Below are 24,723 nucleotides of genomic sequence, written 5' to 3'. Positions count from 1 at the left end.
GCGGGAATAGTACCTTATCTGATGAGGTGATGTCACAGGGAACCATTCGTAGCCAATCACGCCACAGGGAACCCGGTCGTCTCAGGAAAATCACACCGGAAGATTATCGGTGTGAATACGATAGTTGCCGGAGAAGGTGGCTAGCGGTAGCGATGAACGCTCGGGTGATCGGCGGTAATCGTTTCGCCATAGATGGAAATTGACGGCTCGTCGGGCCGCAGCATCGGTTTCCCCTTACGGCCAAGCAGAATGCGTTCAACGGCAGCACCGAAAGACGCCCCTTCAAACCAGAATGCCTCATGTATAAAGCTCATCCCGTAGCAGGCTCCCGCGTTATCCATCAGCAGAGCGCCGTGCGCATGATGGGTTTCGCCGACAAGAATCAACGTCGAGCCCAGAATGCCTTGCCACTCAATCAGCGTTTCATCCTGCTGCAAATCCTCGCTGCCGCCAAAAGCGATATCGCCGCTGGCACACTCTTCTCCTGCACCGCACTGCCCGACCGTCAGCCCGCCGAACGCGTGCAGGATAGCGAAGGCCGGATGATGCTCTGGCACAAACGGCGGAACTGATTGCGCTTCAGCACGCGGCCAGCCTGCCGCGTGAAACAGTGGAAGAACAGATTTGGGGATTTCAATCAACATCGTTAGTCATCTCACAGCAGCAGCTAAGGAAAAAGTCAGCGTTAATGCATGCTTTGATAGCACACATATCGTTTCATTAAGAATTATTCATCATCGTTGCAACATCAGATGATAATGCTTAGCATATTGATAATAATTATCATTACCACATGATAATTAATGTTATTCGCCGTTTTGCATTTCCCTTGCAGACGTTAGCAACCAGCACGCCATGTTTCCCCAACGCCGCTGGCCAGAACAACCTTATAGCAGAGTATCATTATGTTAATTAACAAGAATTTAAATAAAATTCTTCTCACCGGCATCTTGACTGGCGTCGCGCTGAACAGCATGGCAGCGGATAGCACCACAGGCAACAACGCACTCAACGTGAAGAACCAAGACGATTCGGCGGCGAAAACGGGACAGACTGACGATGTGATGACGGTTCACTCGCCAAAAGTCGAGAAAAAAGCCGGTTCAAGCACGACGCTGACTGCCGCAGATATGCAAAGAGAAGGCGGCAACAATTTCGGCACGATCATGCGCTATCAACCTTTGGTGAGCGCAACCGGATCCAGCGGCGGCAGTAATACAGGGAAAAGCGGCTTCGACCGCGGCGGTTACACGGGCTATAACATTCGCGGCATTGAAAGTAACCGTGTTGCGATCGATACCGATGGCATCGCCCTGCCCAACGCCACGGGCCGCAGCTACGCCAGCCGTGCCGGATTCAACACCTTCGGGATGGGACGCGACTATATTGATCCTTATATCTACAGCAGCGTCGATATTGAGTCGGGCGTCACCTCCGCAGAAAATACGGTCAACGCACTCGGGGGCAGCGTCTCCTTTCGGCCAAAATCTGCCGATGACTATCTGAAAGCAGGCAAGCAGGACTACTTCGGTTTTCAGAGCGACTACGATTCCGCCAACCATGGTTGGCACAATGGCATCACCGCCGCAGGCGGTGATGACGACCTGCGCGGTGTGCTCGTATTTAGCCGCCGTGACGGCCAGCAAACACGTAATAACAGCGACGAGATCGCCGCTTACCCCGCCAACTGGCACTCTAACGCCATTTTAGCGTCCGGTATTTGGCAGGCTAACGACGAGCATCAGCTCACCGGTACACTGGATTACTACCATAAAACCAACCACACCCATTATGACTACTGGGGTAGTTTGCCAAGCGGCAACAATACTATTTACGGCACAGCGCAACAGAGCAGCCAGACACGCCGTTGGACCGCCAGCCTGAAAGATCGCTGGATGCCGGTTAACAACACGCTGGTCGATTTGGTTGATAGCCGCATTTACTTCCAAAACAGCGAATCACACGACAATACCTGGCTGCCCGCAACCACAGGGATGGCGGCGGCAGATAGCCACCGGGTCTATTCCGACTACAATGTCACCACCTATGGATTCGATACCCATATGGTGAAAAGCTGGGATCGCCACGAGTTCAACTGGGGCCTTAACGCCAGCCAAAGCAAAACAGAGCGTCCGTTCAGGCAGTCGCCTAACCAAACGGGTGCCAACAACATCATGCAGCCGGAAGCCGATAGCAACAGCTATACCGTTGGCGGCTTTGTGCAGGATACCGCTACGTGGGATCTGGCGGGGCACGCCTTCTCGGTTGTCCCTGCAGTGCGCGCCATTCACCAGCGTACCAAACCAACCAATACGGTTCGCCTGAGCGGTGACGGCAGTGTCATCAGTGAATCCGATGTCAACAGACTGTACGGCAAAGCCAACAGCGATACGCAAGTCCTGCCGTCGCTGAGCTTCCTTTACGACATCACGCCGACGCTGACGACCTATGTGCAGTACCGCCGTGGCGCACAGTTCCCGGATGCCAGCCAGCTTTATGGCAGCACCAACCTTAACGCCAACTTTGCTAACGCTTTCGGACCGTTCCAGTACGCCTTTATCGGCAATAGCGACCTCAAAACGGAAACCAGTAACAACGTCGAGTGGGGATTAAAAGGCGAAGCGACGGAGGGGATCACCTTCCGTACCGCGCTATTCTACAACACGTATAAGAACTTTATCGCCAACACCCGCTATCGCCGTAGCACTAACCCCGATAAATTCACCAATGTGCCAAGTAATATCCATACGATATTCCAAGCAGAAAACCGCGATAAGGCTTATATCTACGGCGGCGAAGTCAGCAGCAAAATACAGCTAGGCACCTGGTTCCCAGCGGTTGATGGGCTCAGCACCACGCTGGCGTTTGGCTACACCAAAGGCCAATCGCAATCGCGCTACCTCGGCGACCGCTATGTCGATCTCGACAGCGTCGCGCCAATGAAAGCCGTGATAGGTATCGCCTACGACGATCCTGCTCAGCGCTACGGTGCCGCCCTGACGTCGACCTTCCAGAAAGGGAAGCAGGCGAAGGATACCAGCCGCGAAAGCTATACCAATGCTGGCAACGCGATCGCCACCTCGAATACCGAATATATGCGGATTCCTGGCTACGGCATGGTTGACCTAACCGCCTACTATCGCATCAGCAAGAACGTGAAAGTCAACGGTGGCGTGTATAACCTGACTGACCGTAAATATTGGGATTATCTCAGCAGCCGTCAGATTGAAACCAACGATCGGCAGGGACAGTATGATCGCGCCCTCTCCGTACAACCTGGTCGTTCCTTCCAGTTGGGTGTGAACGTGGATTTCTAATCCGCATCACTCACGCTGTCATTTAACAGGTGATGCCTCATTCGGCATCGCCACCATTCAGGCAAGAATGCGCACCGCGGCTTTCTTGCCTTTTTATTTTCCTCTACACGCTCTTCCCACCACGCCCCATTTAATTACGCCAACATCGTTATTTTCACAGCATTAAATAATGAATATGCCGATAAAAATGTCGAACTTAAATAACGTGATCGCGATCTCAATCACTATTCAGCCAGCGCCATGTTTTAATTTTGTCCTATTCAGCGGACAGCATTTAGTATTGTCCCTATCGGCTATCGCGACTAGATTCATTACTACAGCGCCCTATTTAAATAAACCGAAAGAGAAAATAAAACAGGAAATTATTTAGAAAAAGTTATCAATTCGATAAGCATCAGAAAATCTAAAGACAAATGAGGGTAATATGATGCAGCCACTCACCTCCCGTCAGAACCGTTTATTGAAATATCTGTTACAACACCAGGGATATGTAACGGTTAGAGATATTGCACATTACCTGGATGTGTCGGAAAAAACCGTCTATCGTGATATGCAATTTGTTGAAGCCTTCCTTTCTGTCTGGAATATTTATCCAGACAAAAAGGTCGGTGCGGGAATCATGTTAACGACGGATGACGACCGACACCTGGCGTTGCTGGAACAGCAAATTGTCGTGGACGATGGGGACACCGATGCCCTAATCAACAATGCTCGCCGCGTCAAAATTGCCTCGCAGCTGTTAAGCGATACGCCTCATGAAACGTCCATCAGTAAGCTGTCTGAGCGCTATTTTATCAGCAGCGCCTCTATCGTTAACGATCTGAAAATCATCGAAAGCTGGCTACATCCGCTGGGGTTGTCGCTGGTGCGCAGCCAGAGCGGTACGCACATTGAAGGCAGTGAGAATCAGGTGCGTCAGGCGATGGCCTCGCTCATTAATGACGTGATGCACCATAAAGAACCCGGCCCGCTTAGCCATTCTCGTCTCGACCCCGGCAGCTATAAGGCGCTGATTAATTATTTCGGTGAAGAAGACGTATCCTTCGTCGAATCGCTGTTACAAGGCATGGAGCGGCAGCTTTCTTATCCGCTCGGCGAGCCTTATTACATCAACATTTTCACCCATACCTTAATTATGATGCACCGCATTGCGCAGGGAAAAGCATTAATGATGGCGGAAGAATCGGTGCATCAGCAGGTTGATAATCGCATCTTCTCTATCGCTCAAAATATGGTGAGCCAAATAGAACAACGCGTCGAGAGCACGCTGCCTTCGGATGAAGTCTGGTTCATTTATCAATATATTATTTCTTCGGGCATTGTGATGGAGGAGCGGGAAAATAACCAACTGCTGCGTTATCAATTCTCTAACGGTGAATCACGCAGAATCACACGCGCCTTGACGCAGATATTTTCTGATTTAATCAATATCGACCTGCGCACGGATAAGTTACTACATGAAGGGCTACTTATTCACATCAAGCCATTGCTGAACCGCTTAAAGTACCAAATACATATTCGCAACCCGTTATTAGACGATATCAAAAGCGAGTTTGTCGATATTTATGAAATGACGCAGCAAGCCATGAGCGAAGTCTGTCAGCGGTTTCAATTAAAATCGGTCGCTGAGGATGAAGTCGGCTATTTGACCATTCATTTTCAAGCCGCGCTGGAACGACAAATTGCGCATAAACGTATTCTGGTGGTGTGTTCCAGCGGCGTCGGAACGTCACACCTGTTGAAAAACCGTATTCTGCGCGCGTTTCCTGACTGGATTATTGTTGGCGTGATCTCTGCCAGTAATATGCAGGCATTTTGCCAACAGGAAGAGATTGAGCTGATTATTTCCACGATTCATCTGGAAGAGCAACACATTCCCGTCGTCTATGTTTCCGCCTTTTTTAATGACGATGACATTAAGCGTGTTACCGAAAAAGTTATCGCTAATCAATTGCATCAGGCCGTCCCTCACTGATTATCGGCCGAACATTAATTTTTTAATTTTATAGATGAGGTGTGATCAATGGATATCAATAAAATACTGAATGCAAACCGCGTGAAGTTAAACATGTCCGCAACCAATAAAGACGAAGCCATTAATGAATTAACCGAGTTGCTGTATGCCGATGGGGCCATTACCAATAAGCAGGATTTTATTCACGATGTCTGGTTACGCGAAGCGGAAGGATCGACTGGTTTTGAAAACCATATCGCGATCCCTCATGGGAAATCCTCCGCCGTCAAACAGACCACGCTCGCGATTGGCCGCACCCGTCAGGATATTCCCTGGGAGACGCTGGACGGCAGCCAGGTTCGCTGCATTATTCTTTTTGCCGTGCGTCTGGAAGATCAGAACACGACACATATTCGCCTGCTGTCTCAGGTTGCCAGTGCACTGGCCGACGATGAGGTGATTGCTCAACTGCTCGACGAATCCGATCCCCATAAAATTATTCGGCTGTTTAGTCAGTATGCAGAAACAGCTCCCGTCACTCCGACATAAGACGAGGCTCAAAATGAATATTGTTTGTGTTGCCGCCTGCACGGCCGGTATTGCGCATACCTATATCGCACGCGAGAAACTCATTAAGGGTGCGAACGCCTTAAATTACGCCATTAAAGTGGAAACCCAAGGCACCATTGGCACTGAAAATGAATTAACGCCCGAGGAGATAGCCGCAGCCGATGTCGTTATTCTGGCCATCGATATCAAAATAACAGGCGAAGAACGATTTAAGGGTAAACCCGTCGTTCGAGTAAAAACGGAGGTCGTTATTAAATCTCCCATTAAATTTCTGGAAAAAGTCGCTAGTTCTTTAGCGGGTGCCTGAATAGCTCATTTTTCGGGGTAATCATAATGAACACCAGAAAAATCACTGTTGGACAGGAAATAAAACGGCATCTCCTTACCGGTATTTCCTGGATGATTCCGCTGATTGTCGCCGCCGGGATCTGTATTGCACTCGGTCAGGTTATCGGCGGCCCGGATGTCGGTAAGCAAACCGGCAGCATTGCGTGGATGCTCAACCAGATCGGCGGCTGGGGTATGGGGCTGATTGTGCCGCTCATCAGCGCCGCCATCGCTTACTCCATTGCCGACCGCCCCGGCTTCGCTCCCGGCCTGATCGTGGGCTTTATCTGCGGCCAGATTCAAACCGGGTTTATCGGCGGTATTCTCGGCGGCTTCTTAGTCGGCTACACCGTGCTGCTGCTGCGTCGCTACATCAAACTGCCCACCTCGATGCAGGGTCTAATGCCCGTCATGATCCTGCCGCTGCTCAGCACCATTATCGCCGGGCTGCTGATGATGACGTTTATCGGCCAGCCCATCGTCTGGCTACAAAAAACGCTGATTCATCTGCTGGAATCCATGCAGGGCGGCTCGAAATTCCTGATGGGGGCGATTTTGGGGGCGATGGCAACCTTCGATTTCGGCGGGCCGGTGAACAAAACGATGTCGCTCTTCGCAGACGGCATGCTGGTCGATGGCATCTACGGGCCGGAAGCCGTCAAGTTTGTCGGTTCAATGATTCCGCCTTTCGGCATCACGCTGTCCTTCCTGCTGACCCGCTACAAATACACCCGCGCTGAAAAAGAGGCGCTGAAAGCCGCCTTCCCGATGGGGATCTGCATGATTACCGAAGGGGTGATCCCGATTGCCGCACGCGACCTGTTCAGAGTGGTTGCCAGCTGCGTCGTCGCCTCCGCCATTGCGGGCGGGCTCATCATGGTCTGGGGCGTAGAGGCTCCCGTACCACACGGCGGCATGTTTGTGGTTCCGCTGTTTACCAAACCGCTGATGTTCTGTCTGGCGCTCGGTATCGGCACGGTCATCTGCGGCGTGATGCTGTCGCTGATTAAGAAACGCGTCACGCAGGCAGATGAAGAGTTCGACGACGTTGACGACAGCAGCGTGCGTGACGAAGACATTAAATTCACCCTCGAATAACAGGAGCCGCCATGTATGCCGCAATGAAAGCCCTCATTGATGACGCGTATCAACAGCAGTATGCCGTGCTCGCCATCAACTGTTTCAATCTGGAGACCGCCCGTGCGGCGATTGCCGCCGCCGAGCAACAGCGTGCGCCGCTGATTCTTAATGTGTATCAGGGTCACTCCGCACACTTTCCGCCGCATCTCGCGGTGCCGCTGGTCAACGCGTTGGCCGAGCAGGCCACCGTTCCGGTGGCACTCAGTCTGGATCACGGCACGGCATTCAGCCTGATTGGGCAGGCGTTCCGCGCCGGTTTTACCGGGCTAATGATCGATGCCTCCAGCCACCCGCTGGCAGAAAACATCCTGCGCACCCAGCAGGTGGTGACCATCGCCGCAACCGCGGGCGTCTGCGTGGAAGGCGAGCTTGGACATATCGCCGACGCACCCGTCTACGACCAAGAGGATGCCGCGGTGAAAATGACGCAGGTGGAAGACGTCGTTCCCTTTATCCACCAAACCGGTATCGACCTGCTTGCCGTGTCGGTCGGCACCGCTCACGGCATTTATCCACCGGGGGTGACGCCACAGATTGATTTTGAGCGTCTCGAAGCCCTGCATCAGGCATCGACCGTGCCGTTGGCGCTGCACGGCGGTAGCGGCACCAAGGCCGACGATATTCGCCGCGTCAGCCGCCACGGCGTCGCCAAAATCAACGTCGGCGCGGCCGTTTTTGAGGCCGGCAAAACCGCGTTGCAGCAGGCGCTGCATCAACACCCAACGACAGAGCTGTCCGACCTGCTGGCAACGATGGAATCCGCCTGCCGCGATGTGGTCGCCGATTACCTCAGTTGGTCAGGTTCCGCCAACCAAGCCTGATCGTTCGCCCTTTACCGACTTTCGCCATCAGTGGTTTTCCACTGGTACAGGAACGCTTTGCCCTTTATCCGACACAGGAGAGACATAACATGTTGATTTCAATGACCGACATCCTAAAACCCACGCGTGAACATCGCTTCGCTATCGGCGCCTTTAACGTGGCCGACAGCTGCTTTATCCGCGCTGTGGTGGAAGAAGCCGAAGCAACGAATACTCCAGCCATTATCTCTATCCACCCGAGCGAGCTGGAATTCGTGACCGATGAATTCTTCGCCTATGTGCGGGAAAGAACGCTGCGCAGCCCAGTGCCGTTTGTCATTCACCTCGATCATGGTGCGTCGATCGCACACGTTCTGCGCGCTATTCAGTGCGGGTTTACCTCCGTGATGATCGACGGCTCGCTGCTGCCTTATGAGGAGAACGTGGCGCTCACGACCGAAGTGGTGAAGCTGGCGCATGCCGTTGGCGTTTCAGTGGAGGGGGAATTAGGTACGATTGGCGATACCGGCACCACGATAGAAGGCGGCGTGAGCAAAGTAATCTACACCGACCCCGAGCAGGCGGAAGATTTCGTCAACCGGACCGGCGTTGATACGTTAGCCGTCGCCATCGGCACCGCGCACGGCATCTATCCCAAAGACCTGAAGCCAGAGCTGCAAATGCATATCCTGCGGGATATCTCGCAGCGGGTGTCGATCCCACTCGTCCTGCACGGCGGCTCAGCCAACCCAGACGCCGAAATTGCCGAAGCGGTGACGCTTGGCGTGGGCAAAATCAATATCTCCAGCGACATGAAATTCGCCTATTTCCAGAAAGCGCGGGAAATCCTCAGTCGTGAAACCTGGTGGGATCCTAATGCCATCTACCCGGAACCGATTAACGCGGCAAAAGAGGTGATTCGCTACAAAATGGCGCTCTTCGGCTCAATAGGAAAAGCCGATTTATATTGATTAGCTAAACGCGCAGAACAAGGCAAGGGAAGGATTCTCTTGCCTTTTTACCCCACCCACATTATTTCAATATGACGTCCACCGACTTCTGATTGTTGATATTCAGTCAATAGTGTTATGCGCTAGCGCACATTTTTCTGCACTGCTCTCTGCTCTAGACTACGCCCAACATCTTCGTTGATAACCGATTCGAGAACAGACCTATGCAGAACATTTTGCTGATTAACGCGGGCAAATCATTCGCTCACTCCAAAGGTGAGTTGAACCAAACCCTTACCGATGTCGCCGCCAGTTTCCTGCGCGATAAAGGTCACGACGTCCGCGTGACGGTCGTGGACAACGGCTATGATATTGAACAGGAAATTCAGAACTACCTGTGGGCGGACACCATCATTTACCAGATGCCCGGATGGTGGATGGATACGCCGTGGATCCTGAAGAAATACATCGATGAGGTGTTTACCGCCGGTCACGGTTCGCTTTATGCCAGCGATGGCCGCAGCCGTTCAGATGCCAGCAAGAAGTACGGTTCAGGCGGGCTGTTACAAGGCCGCAAGTACATGCTGTCTCTGACGTGGAATGCGCCGCTAGAGGCCTTCAACGATCCCGAACAGTTCTTCCACGGTGTGGGCGTGGATGGCGTGTATCTGCCGTTCCATAAAGCGAACCAGTTCATCGGGTTATCCCCACTGCCGACCTTCATCTGCAATGATGTGATGAAAGAACCGGACGTCCCCACTTATCTTGCGAATTACCGCCAGCATCTGGACGAACACTTTTCCTGATCGGCGTTTTCCCCGACTCTCTACCGCTGTGGGTCACGCCTCACAGCGGATTTTCCGTGAGTTGTTCGCTCATAAAATCGAGAAAGCAGGTAATACGCGCCGCTAGCTGACTATTGCGATAATACACCGCGTAAACCGGCAGGCTGGCGTCCACCGTCTCTTCGGTGAGGATCGGCACCAGTCGCCCCGCCGCCAAATCGTCCCGAATCAGGAAGTTGGACATGCGCACAATCCCTTCGCCCCGTAGCGCCAACTGACGCAATATCTCACCATTTGATGCCGACAATGTAGGCATGATGGGATAGAAATCTTGAAGCCCGTGCCGCAGCGGCCAGTGATTCAGGGACTCCGACTGAGTAAACCCCAGACAACGATGATTGGCCAATGACTCGACCGTCGCAGGTGTTCCATACTGTTCCAGATAGTCAGGGCTGGCGACGATTCGCAGCTTGCTTGCGCCGAGCGATCGGGCATGAATGGTGGAGTCTTTGAGCGTGCCAATGCGAATGGCGATATCGGTATGCTGTTCAAGCAAATCAATAATGAAATCATCGGTATTGAGTTCAAGAACGATCTTGGGATAACGGCGGCAAAATTCCGGCACCAGCGGCACAATCACATGCTGCATAAATGCCGAACCTGAATTAATCCGCAGCCGTCCGCTCGGTTGCTCATGCCGCAGCAGCACCTGCTCTTCAGCATGTTCCACCGCGTGAATCACGCCACGGGCGTGCTCAAGAAACATCATGCCCTCTTCAGAAAGCGAGAGGCGTCGCGTGGTGCGATGCAACAGCGTCGTCCCCAGCTTGTCCTCCAGACGCCGCAGCGCCCGGCTGATGCCCGACGTGGTTTGCCCAAGCTGCTCCGCTGCCGCCGTGATCGAACCGGTGTCGATCACCACCACAAAAGCCTGAAGTTCCTCAAGCGTGACTTTCATAAGCGCGTACACCTGCCGTCGATTCGGTATTCACCAAACGTTATCGTGTACTCGCATCATACCGCAGCCACCAGTAAATGACCGCCACCGCCTGAACATCGTCCTGCCGAGCGGCTTATCCACCTCGGCAAGATGAAACAGGATAAAGATCGCGTTAGGCGTTAGATCCGCCATCCACCGTGATCCCGGTTCCCGTAATCTGCCGGGCTGCCGGACTCGCCAGAAACGCGACGGCTGCCGCAATGTCTTCAGGCTTGCCATAATGGCCCAGAGCGATCGACGAACGCTGCGCCTCTGAATACTCGCCGTCAGCCGGGTTCATATCGGTATCGGTTGACCCCGGATGCACCAGATTCACGGTGATGCCATTCGGCCCCAGCTCACGCGCCAGCCCGCGGGTGAAAGACAGTAGCGCCGATTTAGACATCGCGTAGACCGACATGCCCGGCATCGGAACACGCTCGGCGACACTCGATCCTATCGAGATAATACGACCGCCCTGACCTAAATGCGGGATCGCCGCTTGCGATGCCAGCAACACGGCACGCACATTCACGTTCAGCGTGTCGTCAATATCCGCCAGGCTCAGCTGAGACAGCATGCCGCCGCGGGCAATTCCGGCGTTATTGACGAGAATATCCAGACCGCCCAGCGCGTCTGCTGCCTCATTCACCGAGCGCACAACGGCTTCGGCGTCCGCGCTGTCGGCCTTTATCGCAAAGGCGCGACGGCCTTTGGCTTCAATCGCCCGCACTACCTCCAATGCCCGTGCCTCAGAGTTCTGGTAGGTGATCGCCACATCTGCGCCTTTTTCCGCCAGTTCAAGCGCAATGGCCGCACCAATGCCGCGAGATGCGCCAGTCACCAGCGCTTTTTTACCTGCAAGTTCGGTCATCGTTTACCCTATTTTGTAGTGATTGATATATAATGTTATAAACGCCCTCTGGGTAACCGTCAATCCATTTATGTAACGAACGATGCAGAATTCATTTACTCCTAAAAACGTAGCAACGGAACGTCCTGCCAAAGGGCGACCACGGGCGTTCGATCGCGAAAAAGCACTGGAAAAGGCAACACACCTTTTCTGGCACAAGGGCTTTTCCGCTACCTCGATGTCAGATCTCACTGCCGCCATGGGGATCGGATCGCCCAGCCTATATGCCGCGTTTGGGTCGAAAGAGGAGCTGTACGCCGAAGCGCTTCGCTACTATGCCGAACACTACGGCCCACGCGTCTGGGCGGGTTTCGAGAGCGCCCGGACGGCCCGTGATGCCGTTCAAGCCTACCTGATGGATTCAGCCGCAGCGCTTACCGGAGCAAACGGTTCAGACGATCCTCCCGGCTGTATGCTGGTGCTGTCCGCCGTCGGCGAAGAGGGGAATTCTACCCTTGGCGCTATCGTGCGGGACGCGCGCGCGCAGGCGCTGAAAAAGCTAGAAACACGCTTTGCACAAGCGGTTTCCGAGGGGGAATTGGACGCCGCGCTGAACGTTAACGGACTGGCGCGCTATGTTCTCGCGATACAGGGCGGAATGGTGCTGCAATCACGCGATGGCACCAGCCGCGCAGAGCTGGAGAATATCGTTCAATACGCCCTGTCAGGATGGGATGCGCAGACGACGAAAGGTTGAAAAGCCAGAAGTTGAAAATTGGTTATTGAAAATTAGCTGCTGCAAACCGATCGTTGAAAATGCCGCGCCGTCGATATGGTGTTTTTCGTTGCCCCTACCACGGAGATCGCCTTAGTGGGCGGCAACGCCATAGCGGTATCATTCAATTTCGACGCAATACATTCAAAGGCCACACATAAATATGTGGCCTGAATCAGGAGATCTATGATTTAACAAGAAAAAACCAGTGATGTTCTCACTAATTTTCATCATGAAGGGATGCTCAACTCGTACGGTTATAAACCCGCACTATACCTTTTCGCATTTCTAGCGCTGCCATTTCGGTTTTGGTGGGACATAGGATAACGCTTTCTGGAGAAGGTCTTCGGGGTCATGTGAAACAATCAGCATTTCAGAGTACTCTTGCTTCATAAAACCCTTGCTGATCATCTTGTCAATGAAGGCTAACAAGTCATCGTAATAGCCATTTATATTAAGAAACGCACAGGGCTTATTGTGTAAACCAAGTTGCGCCCATGTCCAAGCTTCAAAAATCTCCTCTAACGTACCCGCTCCCCCTGGTAAAGCGATAAAGATATCAGCATGCTCTGCCATTGATGACTTTCTGGCATGCATATCTTTAACAACTTTAAGCTCATGTACTTCGCGATGGGCCAGCTCATGATCGACTAAAGATTGAGGCATAATCCCGATAACATGGACGCCTGAAGATATCGCAGCGTCAGCGAGTGTCCCCATCAATCCGACTCGTCCACCACCATAAACCAGGTCAACCTTTTCTCGCGCCATTGCTAAAGCCAAGCTTTCAGTTTTTCTTACATATTCAGGATCTGTTCCGTGACTGGAACCGCAGAAAACAGCTGCACGCATATTCAACCTTATTCCATAGTAATTATAATTCTGCTAACTAAAAGCATTTACTCGCATACCAAATGTATTATGCTTCATATATCAACTAGCTTTTAGATTAACGCATAATACTCCAGCTAAAACTAATAATACGCCCACGAGTCGCATGGGTGCAATCTCTCGTATAGGTAAGCCAAGAAGCCCAAATTTATCTAATAATAAAGACATTGATATCTGTCCAAAAATAACAAGAGAAATCATGGCCGCTATTCCTAATCTGGGAGCAAGGAATGTCGTGCCAAAAACGAAAAATGCGCCCAAAACTCCACCAGATAGCAACCCTATGTTGCAATGGCGTAATTGAATCAGCTGATTAAAACGTTCTCCCGATGCCGCACACAGGAAGAAAAGGCATAGCGTGCCAACAATAAATGAAATTAATGCGGCAAGCATGGTACTACCACCCAGTATCGATTTCAGTTGATTATTGACTGCAGATTGAGTCGCTATAGCAATACCCACGCTTACAGCTAAAAAATAATAAATAAAGCTCAAGGAAGCTCCTGCTAATTATGTTAGATATCTATTTAATCTTCTCCTATCTCGCTGAATTTTAAATAATATATCTAACAATACACCTGGAAAGATGAGTGAAGCCAGTACTTAGCAATCTTGTCAGGAAAAAAGATACCAACCGAGTATGCTCCCTATTGGCAACACGACTTTTTAGAATCCTTCTAATCTAATCTGGTTAGATGAATAGTTAGCATTACCTGTATCCAATCGTCCCCCAACTATCGCCGGGCGAAATTATTAAAATTAGATATAGTAAGTTCCGGATTTCTTTTTCAGGATATCAGCGCTTAGCCCCATATTTATTGAGGTAGATCTGGATAGCATCGATTTTCTCTTGCTCCTGACCATATTTCTGCAAACAACTGATCACGTGCTGAATGGTGGTGATAGAAAAAATATTCAGATCCAAGCGTTCCATAGCAGCTTGTAACGCTGAATTTTCCGTATCCAGAGCACATTCCTGACGATCTAACGCAACAAGATATGCCAGGGGATGCCCGCCTTGCGAACGGATGATCTCTATTGTGTCATCGATTGTCATTCCAGAGGTTATAACGTCGTCAACGATCATTACACTGGCGTTTGACAACGACTCGCCAACCAGAAGACCACCATCACCATATGACTTCACTTCTTTTCTATTAAAAGAATACTTAACTTCATAATCGAAATCACGTTGCAAAGCCAAAGCCGTCGCCACACCCAGCGGTATACCTTTATATGCTGGTCCAAAAATTATATCGGGACTTAAGCCATTCTCTATAATGAAGCGTGCATAGAAATGTGCTGTTTTATTTAATAAGCTAGCACTTGATAACTTTCCAAAGTTGAAAAAATAAGGACTAATTCTAGATGACTTAAGTTTAAACTCACCAAATTCTATTACCTGACTATCAATTAAAAATTTCGCAAACTCATCCTGAGTGTTTTTCATAATATGAACCTATTGCTTGGCTAATTGTTTCGAACCCATCTTGCCTCATAAGACATTCAATTTCAGCTAGCATCTTCGGCAAAATGGCGGGACCTTCATATATAAAGGCGGTGTATATTTGGCAAAGACTTGCACCTAAACAAATGCGTCTATAAGCTTCCGCTCCACTATCAATGCCACCAGAAGCTATAATGGGCTTGCTGTAACCAATTACCTTAAAGACTCTCGTAAGCATATCACGCGCCCTTTCCTGTAACGGTTTACCAGACATCCCACCAGTTTGTAACATTGTAGGGACCGGTGAAAAGTTATGCCTGCTAACGGTTGTATTACTCACAATCAGGCCATCAACTAAAGAGCCAGCCAGATAAGTGAGCAAATTGGCTTCGTCATGCGATTCCATATCTGGAGATAACTTGATAAGGATCGGGCAATCTACCTTCTTCTCCAGCCTTAACCGATGTAATTTTTCTAACAACGGTTCAATAGTCTCAGCATGCTGTAAATCTCTTAACCCTGGGGTATTAGGCGAAGACAGGTTAATAGTTAAGTAGTCTGCATAATCTATAAGTCCCTCAGCAACACACATGAAATCGTCAAGATAGTCTACCGAATCCTTATTCTTTCCAAGATTCACACCTAAAATAACGTTTTTCTTATCTTCAATTAAGCGTTGTTGAGCATATAACATACCTTTAGAGTTAAAACCATAACGATTAATTATTGCGCCCATATCCTTTAATCGGAATAGACGTGGTCGAGGATTACCTGGCTGTGCTTTCGGCGTTATTGAACCAACTTCTACAAAACTAAAACCTAGTTTCCCCAGTGCATTATAAGCTTCGGCATCTTTATCAAATCCAGCCCCAATCCCCAAAGGGTGAACGAAGTTTTTATTCCATATTGTCTGAGAAACACCATCAGGTATAGCGATACTGTTTTTATATGAAAAACGGCTCAAGCTAAAAATTGCAAGATGATGCGCGGTTTCTGGTGGAAGTCGAAGTAACGTTTTTCGACAGAGTTCAAGAATCATTTTTCGGTTACCAGATTATCCTGAAATGCATCGAAACTGATTTTTATTTGATTCTTTAATTGTTCACCCGTCAGCAATTTTACATTTTTCTCCTCAAGCCAAGAATCATCATAAAACTGCTCAAGGTAATTCACGCCGGAATCTGGTGCAATCGCCATGACAGAATTAATCTCCGGAAGCTGTAAAGCCATCAATGCTGAGAATATAACAACGCCGGAAGAACCACCCAACATAAGTCCGACATCTTTTGCAAGCAGTCGGCATAATGATATTGCGTTTTGATCGCTCACGCTGTGGAGAAAATCGAATACATCCAGATCGGTATTATCAGCTCGCCAGCTTAATCCCAACCCATTTAATAAGTAAGGATGAAAAGGTTTCCCGAAAATCGCCGATCCGGCAACATCACATGCCATAAATCTGACGTGGGGGTAAACAGCCTTTACTCCCTTAGTAATACCGCCGAAATGCCCTCCTGTACTGACTGAACCAACCAACATATCTACAGAGACTTCAAGAAATTCTCTTGCTGTGACTGTTTCATGATACTCAGGATTGTCGGGATTATCATATTGGTTGGTCCAATATGCTTCGGGGTTCTGATTCAATAATGCTTTAACTCTCTCAATTCTTGCCTTTTGATATCCGCCAGAAGCATCGGGAGTATTGACAATTTCCACCTTAGCACCAAAAGCGGTAAACCAATTAAGTGAATTTTTACTCACTTTCGGATCGACAACGACGATGAGATTAAACCCCATACAAGCGCTGAGCATGGCAAGGGATTTTCCCAAATTGCCCGACGTAGATTCAATAACTGTACCACCAGGACGCAATTTACCACTTTCGAATGCTTTGTTAATCAATCCCAATGCAGTCCGATCTTTTATACTAAAATTTGGATTGAATTGTTCAAGTTTAATAAAAAGCTTTTTATTCTTTGGAACCAAAGGATGCTCAAGAGAAAAAACCGGAGTATTACCAATCAGTTCACTCACATTAGTTACTGTGTACATATTTATATTCCCTTATAGAATCTTGAAGTTAGGCGCTGGATCCGAAGTTAAAAAATGGTTGCAAGAAGAGCCGACAAAAAGCGGATCCTCTATATGTAGGGCTCCCATTCCAAACTCGTAGTAAGGTGTTTCTACCGACAAAACCATCCCTTCTTGTATAATATTTTCGTCAGCAGGATTTAGTATAGGGAGTTCATAAGGTTCTAAACCAATGGCATGCCCAACATGATGACGGCGATATTCAGGAAAACCGGAACGGTGGACAACATCCATAATATGAGAAAAAATTTGCTTTCCTGTTTGTCCGGGCCGGATAAAATCAAGCGCCGATAACATTCCATTTTGCAGTGCCCGATAACGCTTTAGTATAAAAGGCTCCACACTGTCGATTGCATATACTCGTGCAATATCTGACCAATAGCCTTGATAAACTGCGTCAGAATCAAACCAAAGAAGATCGCCTGATTTCAGACACAACTCTTCATTTTGTCGCCTCTGTCCACCAACTGCAGCTCGTCCCACTTTAAGCATCGTCAGGGAAGGGAAAGCACCTTTTTTTACAAGTGCCTGATTAAACCAACTTGCTATTTCAGTCTCACTGGAACCTATGCTGACTAAATTTATCGCCTCATAAATCGCAGCCTCATTAATCTGAGCCGATTTTGTCAGCATATCGACTTCTTTTGGCGTTTTATGCCTCCTCGCCTGGCGTATCTCTTTAGATACGTCGATCCATTTGATGCCGGGCAAGTTTTTCTTAAGATAATCCAAGGTCTGTAGCGGCATGCCATCTGCATCAAACCCGATGCTAGTTATGTCACCATAGTCTCGTAGTTTACGAATCAGCTTTTCCAAAGCTTCAGCTGGTGAGGCCTGAGATAGCGCTATATTGCTAAGTTTCTGAAGTTCAGCTTCATCTTCCTTTAAGCTAATTTTGCCATCATATTCACGGTAAAATGTCCCGTAGGACTGAACATGTTGGACGGGAACATCCGCATCAAGTACTTGATCTATTTCGCCAATCGAATGCACGATGCTAACAGCACCAATATCATGCCGATGAAGTAATACATAGCATTGCCCATGATAGGGATTCAGCGTTTTAACAACAGGTGAAAAACCCGTGAAATAGTGAATATTTTCTCTGCTTGATCCAATCAATAAGTCTATTTTTTCTCTGTCGAAAAGATCTCGGATTTGAGACGTATCATAAGCCATTGTTAATAACCTTGAGCGTTTTTACGACAGCCGGAGCCATTCGCGCAGTATCAGAAAGAGAAAACCATCCCAATTCACTGACTTCAGCGCATGGGGTAACAGGTGGTAAGCATGAGATGGTAAAAATAGACAGATGAACGCTATCGCTACCATCATGATTTGGTCCGGTTACTGTAGTCAGAAAGCGCAATTCGGATGCAGGAGCAGTGAACCCGAGTTCCTCTTCAAGCTCTCGTATTAATGTTTCTTGAGGATTTTCTCCTGGCGATATTTTTCCACCAGGAAAATACCACACCGTATTGTCCCGGACACGAACCAACAACACTTTGCCTTGCTTGATATATGCCAAGCTAGCACAATGAATCATGATAAATTCTCTTTATATTATCGAGATGTTTAAATAATTCATCTTTTGGATAATTTGAATAATGCATTGCAGCTATTCTTATAGGATCGCCTGCATGATATTTTTCATATACCATTTGCCTTTGGCCAAAGCCATCGCCACTAAGATCCCATGCCAAATTCAAGAGGAAACATCTATCTTCCGCACTTATTTTTTTATTTCTTAACGCTTCTTTAAGAACCGACCCATTGCTATTCTCAAAGTCTCCATGATGAGGAACAGCAAGCATTGAACCCGCAGAGAGAGATTGAATGATATTAACCATCCGATGATACCACTTAGGAAAATGATAACGGATAGCTTGAATAGCATGAATGCTAGGATTTAAAAGTTCATTTTCTAAGGTTGCATCTTCTTCAGCTAACAAGATCGCACCACGAACTAACTCCAGACTTGAGGTCATCTCTCCTAGTTGTTCTTGGACGTTCAAGAAATTCCCCAAGCCCATTTTATTAGCCAGTTCAATCGCAACGCTAGTCAGTAATTCAGCTTTTGCCAGTCCTCGAACAATCCCTTGATGTCCATTATGGTTTCGAATTCTTGTCTTATCGTAAAATGCATTCGACTTCTCTATATCTCTGAAGACAAAAACATCACTCCATGGAATAAAGACATCCTCAAAAACCATATACGCATCCGACTCATCAAAAAGATTTGAAATTGGATGGTCTAACAGATTGTAACCATTATGGTTAAGAGGCTTTCGACAAATGAGCTTCACGCCCGGAGCCGTAACCGGTACAGCAAATGCGAGGGCAAAGTCTTCGTCACCGGGGATCAATCCCGGCATATTAAATACTAAGAGCTCATCAGCAATTGGAGCCAACGTCACTATCATTTTAGCGCCGCGGACGATCATTCCTTTTGAATCATGGGAAATAGACCGAACCCCACAGTATTTGTTTTCTTGTAACCCTAACTGAATACCCCTATCAATTTGAGGATTAATTGCGCCATGGCCCACGAACAAATTTTCATTTCGGCATCGTTCATAGTATTTGACTGCATTACTAGAAAAATCAGTGTATTGACCCGATCCGAGAACATGGGAGTTTGTTGCCATAGCCGCTAAAGCGCTATTGATGAAATCGGGTGTTCTTCCCAACATTCCAAATGATAAATCGGCAATGGCTTTATAACTGTTTCTCTTTCTCGCCAAATCCGTTTTGGTTTTAGGAGCAAGCGTACTGATATGATAATTCCTACCATTTTCTTCATAAGTAAACAATTCAGGCTGCGATTCCTGAAGCTGATAGAATTCAGCAATGCTATCAATTGCCCCGCGGAATGATGGTTCTTTATATACGTCGGATACCAATTTAGAATCAATATAAACCTGTCGCGGAATTTTCAATCTGCGTAAGTAATCTTCCTTTAACATAAAAGCAGCCTTATTAGCAATTATCTGAAATAATTCTATCTTCATTAACCCCTAGGGTATGAAGTTCATTTTTTATCAACTTGAAGAAACTTTTACCACTTCCGATATAGAAGTTGGATAGGGAAAAGTGTGATGGACTAATGGTATTTATTGTTTTCTTTATAAAAGAGATATCCCTATTGTCGTGATGTCTTTGGATTGCACTGAAATTGAAATTTTCATTTGAAATAAAAACATCATGAATATCATTATCAGTGAAATAATTAACACCTTTATCATTTATCCAGATTAATAGTGTAGGTTGTTCACTGTAATGCTTCGCTAGGTATTGAATGATCCCTCTAGCATAACTATATCCGGTATCACATACGATTAGCACGTTACCATAATCAGATTTCCGCCAATGCGCCTGCCCCATTGGTAATGAGACAGAGACACTGTTGCCAGATTGTATTTCGAGGATAATTCGATGTGATACGGAGAATAACTCGCTAAATCCAATGATTAGCTCTATGTCAATCTCATCATACTTATAATTCGATTTATTCCAGGAGGATATAGAAAAATATCTTTCGAGTTCCCCCCCACAACTTAATTTTACATATTGGCCAGGTAAATAATGATAGGAGGCTATGCAAATTCTCACCAGATAAGTCTTATCATTTAATTTCCTTAAGTCTATCTGGCTAGGTTCGATCATTATTTCTTGACTAATAAAAGACATGTTTTAGGTACTTTACCGTTTTTTAAATTAAAATAAATAAGCTAATCATTAACAATAAAATTAATTACACGTTGTTATTTTCATCATCGCGTCCCTGTGATGTATAGGTCAAAACATAAGATATATTTATAAATTACAAACCCGTTTTAATGAATCAAATTTAACTGACCATAATGAGATATAAATCTCATTATTAACTTAATAGAAATGTATACTCATCAAAAAAAGAGATATAAGTCACATTTTTTACAAAAAAATGGGAATCTGATTTTAATTCAAGTGGGTGGGATCAATAAAAACCCAATTTCTATTGGGCCTTACATCGGCTATGAGATGCTGTCACTCTGAGCATAATTGCATCACCAGCGATAGCTAAGAGAATCTACTGACAGACGTACGTAATAGTACGCCTCTAAAGGTCAGGAGTGCATTCTACGCCAGAGGCGTCTGAGGGTATCTGGAAAGGTGGGGGAAATGGGCAAGCATATCTGGATCAAATCCGGTATTCAGGCAATGCATAGGTTCTAGCCATGATTCAACAAAGGTGATTCCTCGACCATCCAATATGGTGGAAAGGAATCCCCTTGGTATTTTTTACTAGGGCATTTCATTTAATGAATCAGGATGGGTCCAATAAAGCATCCTTGCTTAAAAGACGGCTAATATCCATTTTCTGGATGATTTATAAAACGCTATTCGTTGGCAGTTAGACCTCGATCTCCGCCTTATCGCCCTTCTCTTGCAGCCAGTTGCGGCGATCTTCAGAACGTTTTTTCGCTAGCAGCATGTCCATCATCGCCATCGTCTGATCGATATCGTCTTCGTTGATGGTCAACTGCACCAGACGGCGCGTATTCGGATCCAGCGTGGTTTCACGCAGCTGTAGCGGGTTCATTTCGCCCAGACCTTTAAAGCGCTGTACGTTCGGCTTGCCTTTCTTGCGCTTAAGCTGTTCCAGCACGCCCGCTTTTTCCTCTTCGTCCAGCGCGTAGTACACCTCTTTGCCCAGATCGATACGGTACAACGGCGGCATGGCGACATAAACATGCCCGCCCTGAACCAGCGCCCGGAAATGGCGGACAAACAGCGCGCACAGCAGCGTCGCAATGTGCAGACCATCGGAGTCTGCATCCGCCAGAATGCAGATCTTGCCGTAACGCAGCTGGCTGAGATCGGCGCTGTCAGGATCGATACCGATCGCGACTGAAATATCGTGTACTTCCTGCGACGCCAGCACCTCATCGGAGGAGACTTCCCAGGTATTCAGGATCTTACCTTTCAATGGCATGATCGCCTGGAATTCACGCTCGCGCGCCTGCTTCGCCGATCCGCCCGCCGAATCCCCTTCCACCAGGAACAGCTCCGTCCGGTTAAGATCCTGCGAGGTACAATCGGCCAGTTTGCCTGGCAGTGCCGGCCCGCTGGTTAGCTTTTTACGTACCACTTTTTTGGCGGCGCGCATACGGCGCTGAGCGCTGGAAATCGCCAGCTCGGCCAGCTGCTCCGCGGCCTGCACGTTCTGGTTCAGCCACAGGCTGAAGGCGTCTTTCACGACGCCAGACACAAATGCGGCGCACTGACGAGAAGAGAGGCGTTCTTTGGTCTGCCCGGCAAACTGCGGTTCCTGCATTTTGACCGACAGCACGTAAGCACAGCGTTCCCAGATGTCATCTGCACTCAGCTTCACGCCGCGCGGCAGAATATTGCGGAATTCGCAGAATTCACGCATCGCATCCAGCAAACCTTGGCGCAGGCCGTTAACGTGCGTCCCGCCCATTGGCGTCGGGATGAGGTTAACGTAGCTTTCCATCAGCAGCTCACCGCCTTCCGGCAGCCAGAGCAGCGCCCAGTCCACGGCTTCAGTATCGCCAGTAATCGACCCCAGAAACGGTTTTTCCGGCAGCGTGATCAGGCCATTTACCGCCTCGCACAGGTAGTCATTCAGGCCATCCTGATAGCACCAGCGCTGCTCGGTGTTGTTAACTTTATCTTTGAAGATGATTTCCACACCGGGACATAAGACCGCTTTGGCCTTCAGCAGGTGCGTCAAACGGGAGACGGAAAAACGGGGGCTGTCGAAGAACTTCTCATCCGGCCAGAAATGCACGCGCGTTCCGGTGTTGCGACGTCCGCAGGTGCCAGTGACGGTGAGTTCCTGCACTTTATCGCCGTTTTCAAACGCGATGTCGTACACCTGACCGTCGCGCTTAACGGTCACTTCAACGCGGGTAGACAGGGCGTTCACCACTGAAATCCCTACGCCGTGCAAGCCACCCGAAAACTGGTAGTTTTTACCGGAAAATTTACCGCCGGCGTGCAGACGACACAGGATCAGTTCAACGGCGGGTACGCCTTCTTCCGGGTGGATATCCACCGGCATCCCACGACCGTCATCAATGACTTCCAGCGACTGATCGGCGTGCAGAATCACATCAATTCGGCGTGCATGACCCGCCAGCGCTTCATCAACGCTGTTATCTATGACCTCTTGTCCCAGATGGTTAGGACGCGTGGTATCGGTGTACATTCCCGGACGACGGCGCACCGGTTCCAGTCCGCTGAGTACTTCAATCGCATCAGCGTTATAACTTGATTGAGCCATAGTTTGCGTTAATTCTTTGAGTTCAGTGAATGGTGTTTAACGAACCGCTTTCGGCAGCTCGTTTTTCAATGCATAGGTGGCGATTCAGTCTGTCGTGAGCCCTAAAAAATTCACAATCGGTGTGAAAAAGTGCTCAAATCCGACAAAGGCATGATTGCCCCCTGACTCCACAGTTTGACGGCAGGCCGTGTAATACGCGACTGCCTGACGATAGTCCAGAACCTCATCCCCTGTCTGCAACAGCAGCCAGAGCAAATCCGGCGATTCCAGTCGGTCAACCTGCATGACCTTCAGATCGTAAACGTGCCGAGACTCTAGCACATATTGTTCACCGGTGTAGGGGTTCTGATATTCGCCCAGATGGTCCAGCAACAGTTCAAACGGCTTCACCGCAGGATTCACCACCACGGCAGGCAGCATAAAACACTGGGATAGCCAGGTGGCATAATATCCACCGAGGGAAGAGCCAACAATGCCCACCGGACGACCGGCCCGCTCCATAATCAACGACTCCATCATCTCCGCCGCCTCCGACGGATACGGTGGAAGCTGTGGAATCACCATATCAATTTCAGGATGCTGCTCTGCCAGCCACGTTTTCAGAGCCGTCGCTTTCGCCGACTGTGGCGTACTGTTGAAGCCGTGCAGATAAAGAAGCGTTGGCATTAGTAACCGTCCGAATCCATGTCAGGCAGGAATTCGCTGCCTGAGAGACGATAGACCTCGGTTTCCAGACGGCCATCCGGCAGCAGGTCCAGATAGCGCCAGCCCGGCGCCACGTCATCAATCGTGAAGTTAGTGCAGTGCGGTTTGAACTGTACGCAGGTCGACGGCGTGGCCAGCAAACGGCGGCCATGCCAGTCAAAATCCATCTCCTGATGAATATGTCCGCACAGCACGGTGTTCACCTGTGGATAGCGATCCAGCACCGCAGACAGATTATGCGCGTTACGCAGGCTGTGCTGATCGAGCCAGGTACAGCCGGAAGGATGCGGATGATGGTGCAGCAGCAACAGCGTAAAGCGATCGGGCTGACTTTTCAGGCTGCGCTCCAGCCATTCAAGCTGGTATTCGCTCAGCTCGCCGTGTGGGACGCCAAATACCTGACTGTCCAACAGGATGATTTGCCACTTGTCGCCCAGCAGCACATGCTTGGACGGTGCAATATCGGCGTCTGCCAGCGCATCAACCATCGCCGGTTGAAAATCGTGGTTACCCGGAAGCCATACGCAAGGTGCAGGGATCTGCGCAATCCCGCGTGAGAAATGGTGGTAGGCTTGCAGCGTGTGATCCTGCGCCAAATCGCCCGTCGCGACGATCAAATCAAACGCATCCTGCCGAGCCTTGATGGCATTCAGCACAGCGTGATAGCTACGATAGGTGTTGATACCCAGCAAGGTTTCATGCTCGCCCGCAAAAAGATGGGTATCGGTTATTTGTAAAATCCTGACTCTGGCGCCACTCGCCACAGGCAGTGTCAACAGGCTTTCCAAATGGTGTCCTTGGTTACGTAAATCTGTCTCTACCCGTCATCTTTCAAATTGCAGAA

General features: G+C 48.9%; 24 protein-coding genes. 9 read left to right on the top strand and 15 right to left on the bottom strand.

Translation table 11 applies throughout. The annotated features are described in order from the left end of the window. Positions 1 to 140 precede the first annotated feature (140 nt). Positions 141 to 644, bottom strand: a complete 504-nt coding sequence (locus HP572_RS22165) for an SUKH-3 domain-containing protein (protein ID WP_240584346.1) — start codon at positions 642 to 644, stop codon at positions 141 to 143. A gap of 261 nt (positions 645 to 905) precedes the next feature. Between HP572_RS22165 and HP572_RS22160 the strand changes: the two genes are divergently transcribed. The 8 genes from HP572_RS22160 (at position 906) to HP572_RS22125 (ending at position 9,864) form a co-directional block, all read left to right on the top strand. Continuing rightward, the gene (locus HP572_RS22160; RefSeq protein ID WP_240584345.1) at positions 906 to 3,317 is read left to right on the top strand and encodes a TonB-dependent receptor domain-containing protein; all 2,412 of its coding nucleotides are present in this window, start codon (positions 906 to 908) and stop codon (positions 3,315 to 3,317) included. Between the two features lie 424 nt (positions 3,318 to 3,741). Beyond that, on the top strand, positions 3,742 to 5,292 hold the full coding sequence (locus tag HP572_RS22155) for a transcription antiterminator (protein WP_240584344.1): 1,551 nt from the start codon (positions 3,742 to 3,744) through the stop codon (positions 5,290 to 5,292). A 48-nt stretch (positions 5,293 to 5,340) separates the two neighbouring features. Further along, positions 5,341 to 5,820 (top strand): PTS sugar transporter subunit IIA, encoded by a 480-nt coding sequence (locus HP572_RS22150; RefSeq protein ID WP_095701340.1) that lies wholly within the window; start codon positions 5,341 to 5,343, stop codon positions 5,818 to 5,820. A gap of 13 nt (positions 5,821 to 5,833) precedes the next feature. Beyond that, positions 5,834 to 6,148, top strand: a complete 315-nt coding sequence (locus HP572_RS22145; RefSeq protein WP_010280229.1) for a PTS fructose transporter subunit IIB — start codon at positions 5,834 to 5,836, stop codon at positions 6,146 to 6,148. A 26-nt stretch (positions 6,149 to 6,174) separates the two neighbouring features. Continuing rightward, positions 6,175 to 7,266 (top strand): PTS fructose transporter subunit IIC, encoded by a 1,092-nt coding sequence (locus tag HP572_RS22140; protein WP_014913895.1) that lies wholly within the window; start codon positions 6,175 to 6,177, stop codon positions 7,264 to 7,266. Between the two features lie 11 nt (positions 7,267 to 7,277). Next, positions 7,278 to 8,129, top strand: coding sequence for a class II fructose-bisphosphate aldolase (locus HP572_RS22135; protein WP_240584343.1), 852 nt, complete (start codon positions 7,278 to 7,280; stop codon positions 8,127 to 8,129). Positions 8,130 to 8,218: 89 nt separating this feature from the next. Further along, positions 8,219 to 9,079: a ketose-bisphosphate aldolase gene (locus HP572_RS22130; RefSeq protein ID WP_109410555.1), complete on the top strand. Its 861-nt coding sequence runs from the start codon at positions 8,219 to 8,221 to the stop codon at positions 9,077 to 9,079. 203 nt (positions 9,080 to 9,282) lie between these two features. Beyond that, positions 9,283 to 9,864, top strand: coding sequence for an NAD(P)H-dependent oxidoreductase (locus tag HP572_RS22125; RefSeq protein ID WP_174866465.1), 582 nt, complete (start codon positions 9,283 to 9,285; stop codon positions 9,862 to 9,864). Positions 9,865 to 9,904: 40 nt separating this feature from the next. Here the strand turns inward: HP572_RS22125 and HP572_RS22120 are convergent, their stop codons facing one another. Together HP572_RS22120 and HP572_RS22115 are read right to left on the bottom strand one after the other, a co-directional pair. Further along, a complete protein-coding gene (locus tag HP572_RS22120; protein WP_240584342.1) occupies positions 9,905 to 10,801 on the bottom strand; it encodes a LysR family transcriptional regulator in 897 nt (298 codons plus the stop codon). A gap of 154 nt (positions 10,802 to 10,955) precedes the next feature. Continuing rightward, positions 10,956 to 11,696 carry a 3-oxoacyl-ACP reductase family protein gene (locus HP572_RS22115; protein WP_095993485.1) on the bottom strand — a complete coding sequence of 247 codons (741 nt, stop codon included), beginning with the start codon at positions 11,694 to 11,696 and terminating at the stop codon, positions 10,956 to 10,958. A gap of 82 nt (positions 11,697 to 11,778) precedes the next feature. Between HP572_RS22115 and HP572_RS22110 the strand changes: the two genes are divergently transcribed. Then, positions 11,779 to 12,432, top strand: a complete 654-nt coding sequence (locus HP572_RS22110; RefSeq protein WP_240584341.1) for a TetR/AcrR family transcriptional regulator — start codon at positions 11,779 to 11,781, stop codon at positions 12,430 to 12,432. A 306-nt stretch (positions 12,433 to 12,738) separates the two neighbouring features. On the opposite strand, the gene HP572_RS22105 is transcribed toward HP572_RS22110, so the two are convergent. From HP572_RS22105 to cpdA, 12 genes are all read right to left on the bottom strand, one after another. After that, positions 12,739 to 13,302: a TIGR00730 family Rossman fold protein gene (locus tag HP572_RS22105; RefSeq protein ID WP_240584340.1), complete on the bottom strand. Its 564-nt coding sequence runs from the start codon at positions 13,300 to 13,302 to the stop codon at positions 12,739 to 12,741. Positions 13,303 to 13,383: 81 nt separating this feature from the next. Next, the gene (locus HP572_RS22100; RefSeq protein WP_240584339.1) at positions 13,384 to 13,836 is read right to left on the bottom strand and encodes a DMT family transporter; all 453 of its coding nucleotides are present in this window, start codon (positions 13,834 to 13,836) and stop codon (positions 13,384 to 13,386) included. A 301-nt stretch (positions 13,837 to 14,137) separates the two neighbouring features. Then, positions 14,138 to 14,791 (bottom strand): orotate phosphoribosyltransferase, encoded by a 654-nt coding sequence (gene pyrE / locus HP572_RS22095; RefSeq protein WP_240584338.1) that lies wholly within the window; start codon positions 14,789 to 14,791, stop codon positions 14,138 to 14,140. Continuing rightward, entirely contained in the window at positions 14,772 to 15,827 is a 1,056-nt protein-coding gene (locus HP572_RS22090) for a quinone-dependent dihydroorotate dehydrogenase (RefSeq protein ID WP_240584337.1), read from the bottom strand. Before HP572_RS22090 ends, pyrE begins: the two co-directional genes overlap by 20 nt. Continuing rightward, complete coding sequence (locus tag HP572_RS22085; protein ID WP_240584336.1) at positions 15,824 to 16,843, bottom strand: cysteine synthase family protein; 1,020 nt, start codon at positions 16,841 to 16,843, stop codon at positions 15,824 to 15,826. The genes HP572_RS22090 and HP572_RS22085 overlap by 4 nt, the downstream gene beginning before the upstream one ends. Positions 16,844 to 16,855: 12 nt before the next feature. Next, complete coding sequence (locus HP572_RS22080) at positions 16,856 to 18,061, bottom strand: Xaa-Pro peptidase family protein (protein WP_240584335.1); 1,206 nt, start codon at positions 18,059 to 18,061, stop codon at positions 16,856 to 16,858. Beyond that, positions 18,051 to 18,428, bottom strand: a complete 378-nt coding sequence (locus HP572_RS22075) for an NUDIX domain-containing protein (RefSeq protein WP_240584334.1) — start codon at positions 18,426 to 18,428, stop codon at positions 18,051 to 18,053. The genes HP572_RS22080 and HP572_RS22075 overlap by 11 nt, the downstream gene beginning before the upstream one ends. Next, on the bottom strand, positions 18,412 to 19,893 hold the full coding sequence (locus HP572_RS22070) for a 4-hydroxyphenylacetate 3-hydroxylase family protein (protein WP_240584333.1): 1,482 nt from the start codon (positions 19,891 to 19,893) through the stop codon (positions 18,412 to 18,414). The genes HP572_RS22075 and HP572_RS22070 overlap by 17 nt, the downstream gene beginning before the upstream one ends. Beyond that, positions 19,862 to 20,572, bottom strand: coding sequence for a hypothetical protein (locus tag HP572_RS22065; RefSeq protein ID WP_240584332.1), 711 nt, complete (start codon positions 20,570 to 20,572; stop codon positions 19,862 to 19,864). Before HP572_RS22065 ends, HP572_RS22070 begins: the two co-directional genes overlap by 32 nt. A gap of 706 nt (positions 20,573 to 21,278) precedes the next feature. After that, the gene (gene parE / locus HP572_RS22060; RefSeq protein WP_039279159.1) at positions 21,279 to 23,174 is read right to left on the bottom strand and encodes a DNA topoisomerase IV subunit B; all 1,896 of its coding nucleotides are present in this window, start codon (positions 23,172 to 23,174) and stop codon (positions 21,279 to 21,281) included. An 84-nt stretch (positions 23,175 to 23,258) separates the two neighbouring features. Continuing rightward, positions 23,259 to 23,840 carry an esterase YqiA gene (gene yqiA / locus HP572_RS22055; RefSeq protein WP_182813426.1) on the bottom strand — a complete coding sequence of 194 codons (582 nt, stop codon included), beginning with the start codon at positions 23,838 to 23,840 and terminating at the stop codon, positions 23,259 to 23,261. After that, entirely contained in the window at positions 23,840 to 24,667 is an 828-nt protein-coding gene (gene cpdA, locus HP572_RS22050; protein ID WP_240584331.1) for a 3',5'-cyclic-AMP phosphodiesterase, read from the bottom strand. Before cpdA ends, yqiA begins: the two co-directional genes overlap by 1 nt. Positions 24,668 to 24,723 lie beyond the last annotated feature (56 nt).

Source organism: Pectobacterium sp. PL64 (genome assembly GCF_022477975.1).
GTDB lineage: Bacteria > Pseudomonadota > Gammaproteobacteria > Enterobacterales > Enterobacteriaceae > Pectobacterium > Pectobacterium jejuense.
Note: the sequence above shows the minus strand (reverse complement) of the source record. Positions and strands in the feature narration are given on the sequence as shown.

What these genes read in the sequence shown, in the direction of transcription:
- HP572_RS22090 (WP_240584337.1), bottom strand. Translation starts at nt 15,827, where the DNA reads ATGATTCTTGAACTCTGTCGAAAAACGTTACTTCGACTTCCACCAGAA.
- HP572_RS22155 (WP_240584344.1), top strand. Translation starts at nt 3,742, where the DNA reads ATGATGCAGCCACTCACCTCCCGTCAGAACCGTTTATTGAAATATCTG.
- HP572_RS22140 (WP_014913895.1), top strand. Translation starts at nt 6,175, where the DNA reads ATGAACACCAGAAAAATCACTGTTGGACAGGAAATAAAACGGCATCTC.
- HP572_RS22120 (WP_240584342.1), bottom strand. Translation starts at nt 10,801, where the DNA reads ATGAAAGTCACGCTTGAGGAACTTCAGGCTTTTGTGGTGGTGATCGAC.
- HP572_RS22105 (WP_240584340.1), bottom strand. Translation starts at nt 13,302, where the DNA reads ATGCGTGCAGCTGTTTTCTGCGGTTCCAGTCACGGAACAGATCCTGAA.
- HP572_RS22130 (WP_109410555.1), top strand. Translation starts at nt 8,219, where the DNA reads ATGTTGATTTCAATGACCGACATCCTAAAACCCACGCGTGAACATCGC.
- HP572_RS22125 (WP_174866465.1), top strand. Translation starts at nt 9,283, where the DNA reads ATGCAGAACATTTTGCTGATTAACGCGGGCAAATCATTCGCTCACTCC.
- HP572_RS22145 (WP_010280229.1), top strand. Translation starts at nt 5,834, where the DNA reads ATGAATATTGTTTGTGTTGCCGCCTGCACGGCCGGTATTGCGCATACC.
- HP572_RS22085 (WP_240584336.1), bottom strand. Translation starts at nt 16,843, where the DNA reads ATGTACACAGTAACTAATGTGAGTGAACTGATTGGTAATACTCCGGTT.
- HP572_RS22065 (WP_240584332.1), bottom strand. Translation starts at nt 20,572, where the DNA reads ATGTCTTTTATTAGTCAAGAAATAATGATCGAACCTAGCCAGATAGAC.
- HP572_RS22075 (WP_240584334.1), bottom strand. Translation starts at nt 18,428, where the DNA reads ATGATTCATTGTGCTAGCTTGGCATATATCAAGCAAGGCAAAGTGTTG.
- HP572_RS22135 (WP_240584343.1), top strand. Translation starts at nt 7,278, where the DNA reads ATGTATGCCGCAATGAAAGCCCTCATTGATGACGCGTATCAACAGCAG.
- HP572_RS22080 (WP_240584335.1), bottom strand. Translation starts at nt 18,061, where the DNA reads ATGGCTTATGATACGTCTCAAATCCGAGATCTTTTCGACAGAGAAAAA.
- HP572_RS22165 (WP_240584346.1), bottom strand. Translation starts at nt 644, where the DNA reads ATGTTGATTGAAATCCCCAAATCTGTTCTTCCACTGTTTCACGCGGCA.
- HP572_RS22110 (WP_240584341.1), top strand. Translation starts at nt 11,779, where the DNA reads ATGCAGAATTCATTTACTCCTAAAAACGTAGCAACGGAACGTCCTGCC.
- pyrE (WP_240584338.1), bottom strand. Translation starts at nt 14,791, where the DNA reads ATGAAAAACACTCAGGATGAGTTTGCGAAATTTTTAATTGATAGTCAG.
- parE (WP_039279159.1), bottom strand. Translation starts at nt 23,174, where the DNA reads ATGGCTCAATCAAGTTATAACGCTGATGCGATTGAAGTACTCAGCGGA.
- HP572_RS22070 (WP_240584333.1), bottom strand. Translation starts at nt 19,893, where the DNA reads ATGAAGATAGAATTATTTCAGATAATTGCTAATAAGGCTGCTTTTATG.
- HP572_RS22150 (WP_095701340.1), top strand. Translation starts at nt 5,341, where the DNA reads ATGGATATCAATAAAATACTGAATGCAAACCGCGTGAAGTTAAACATG.
- HP572_RS22160 (WP_240584345.1), top strand. Translation starts at nt 906, where the DNA reads ATGTTAATTAACAAGAATTTAAATAAAATTCTTCTCACCGGCATCTTG.
- HP572_RS22115 (WP_095993485.1), bottom strand. Translation starts at nt 11,696, where the DNA reads ATGACCGAACTTGCAGGTAAAAAAGCGCTGGTGACTGGCGCATCTCGC.
- yqiA (WP_182813426.1), bottom strand. Translation starts at nt 23,840, where the DNA reads ATGCCAACGCTTCTTTATCTGCACGGCTTCAACAGTACGCCACAGTCG.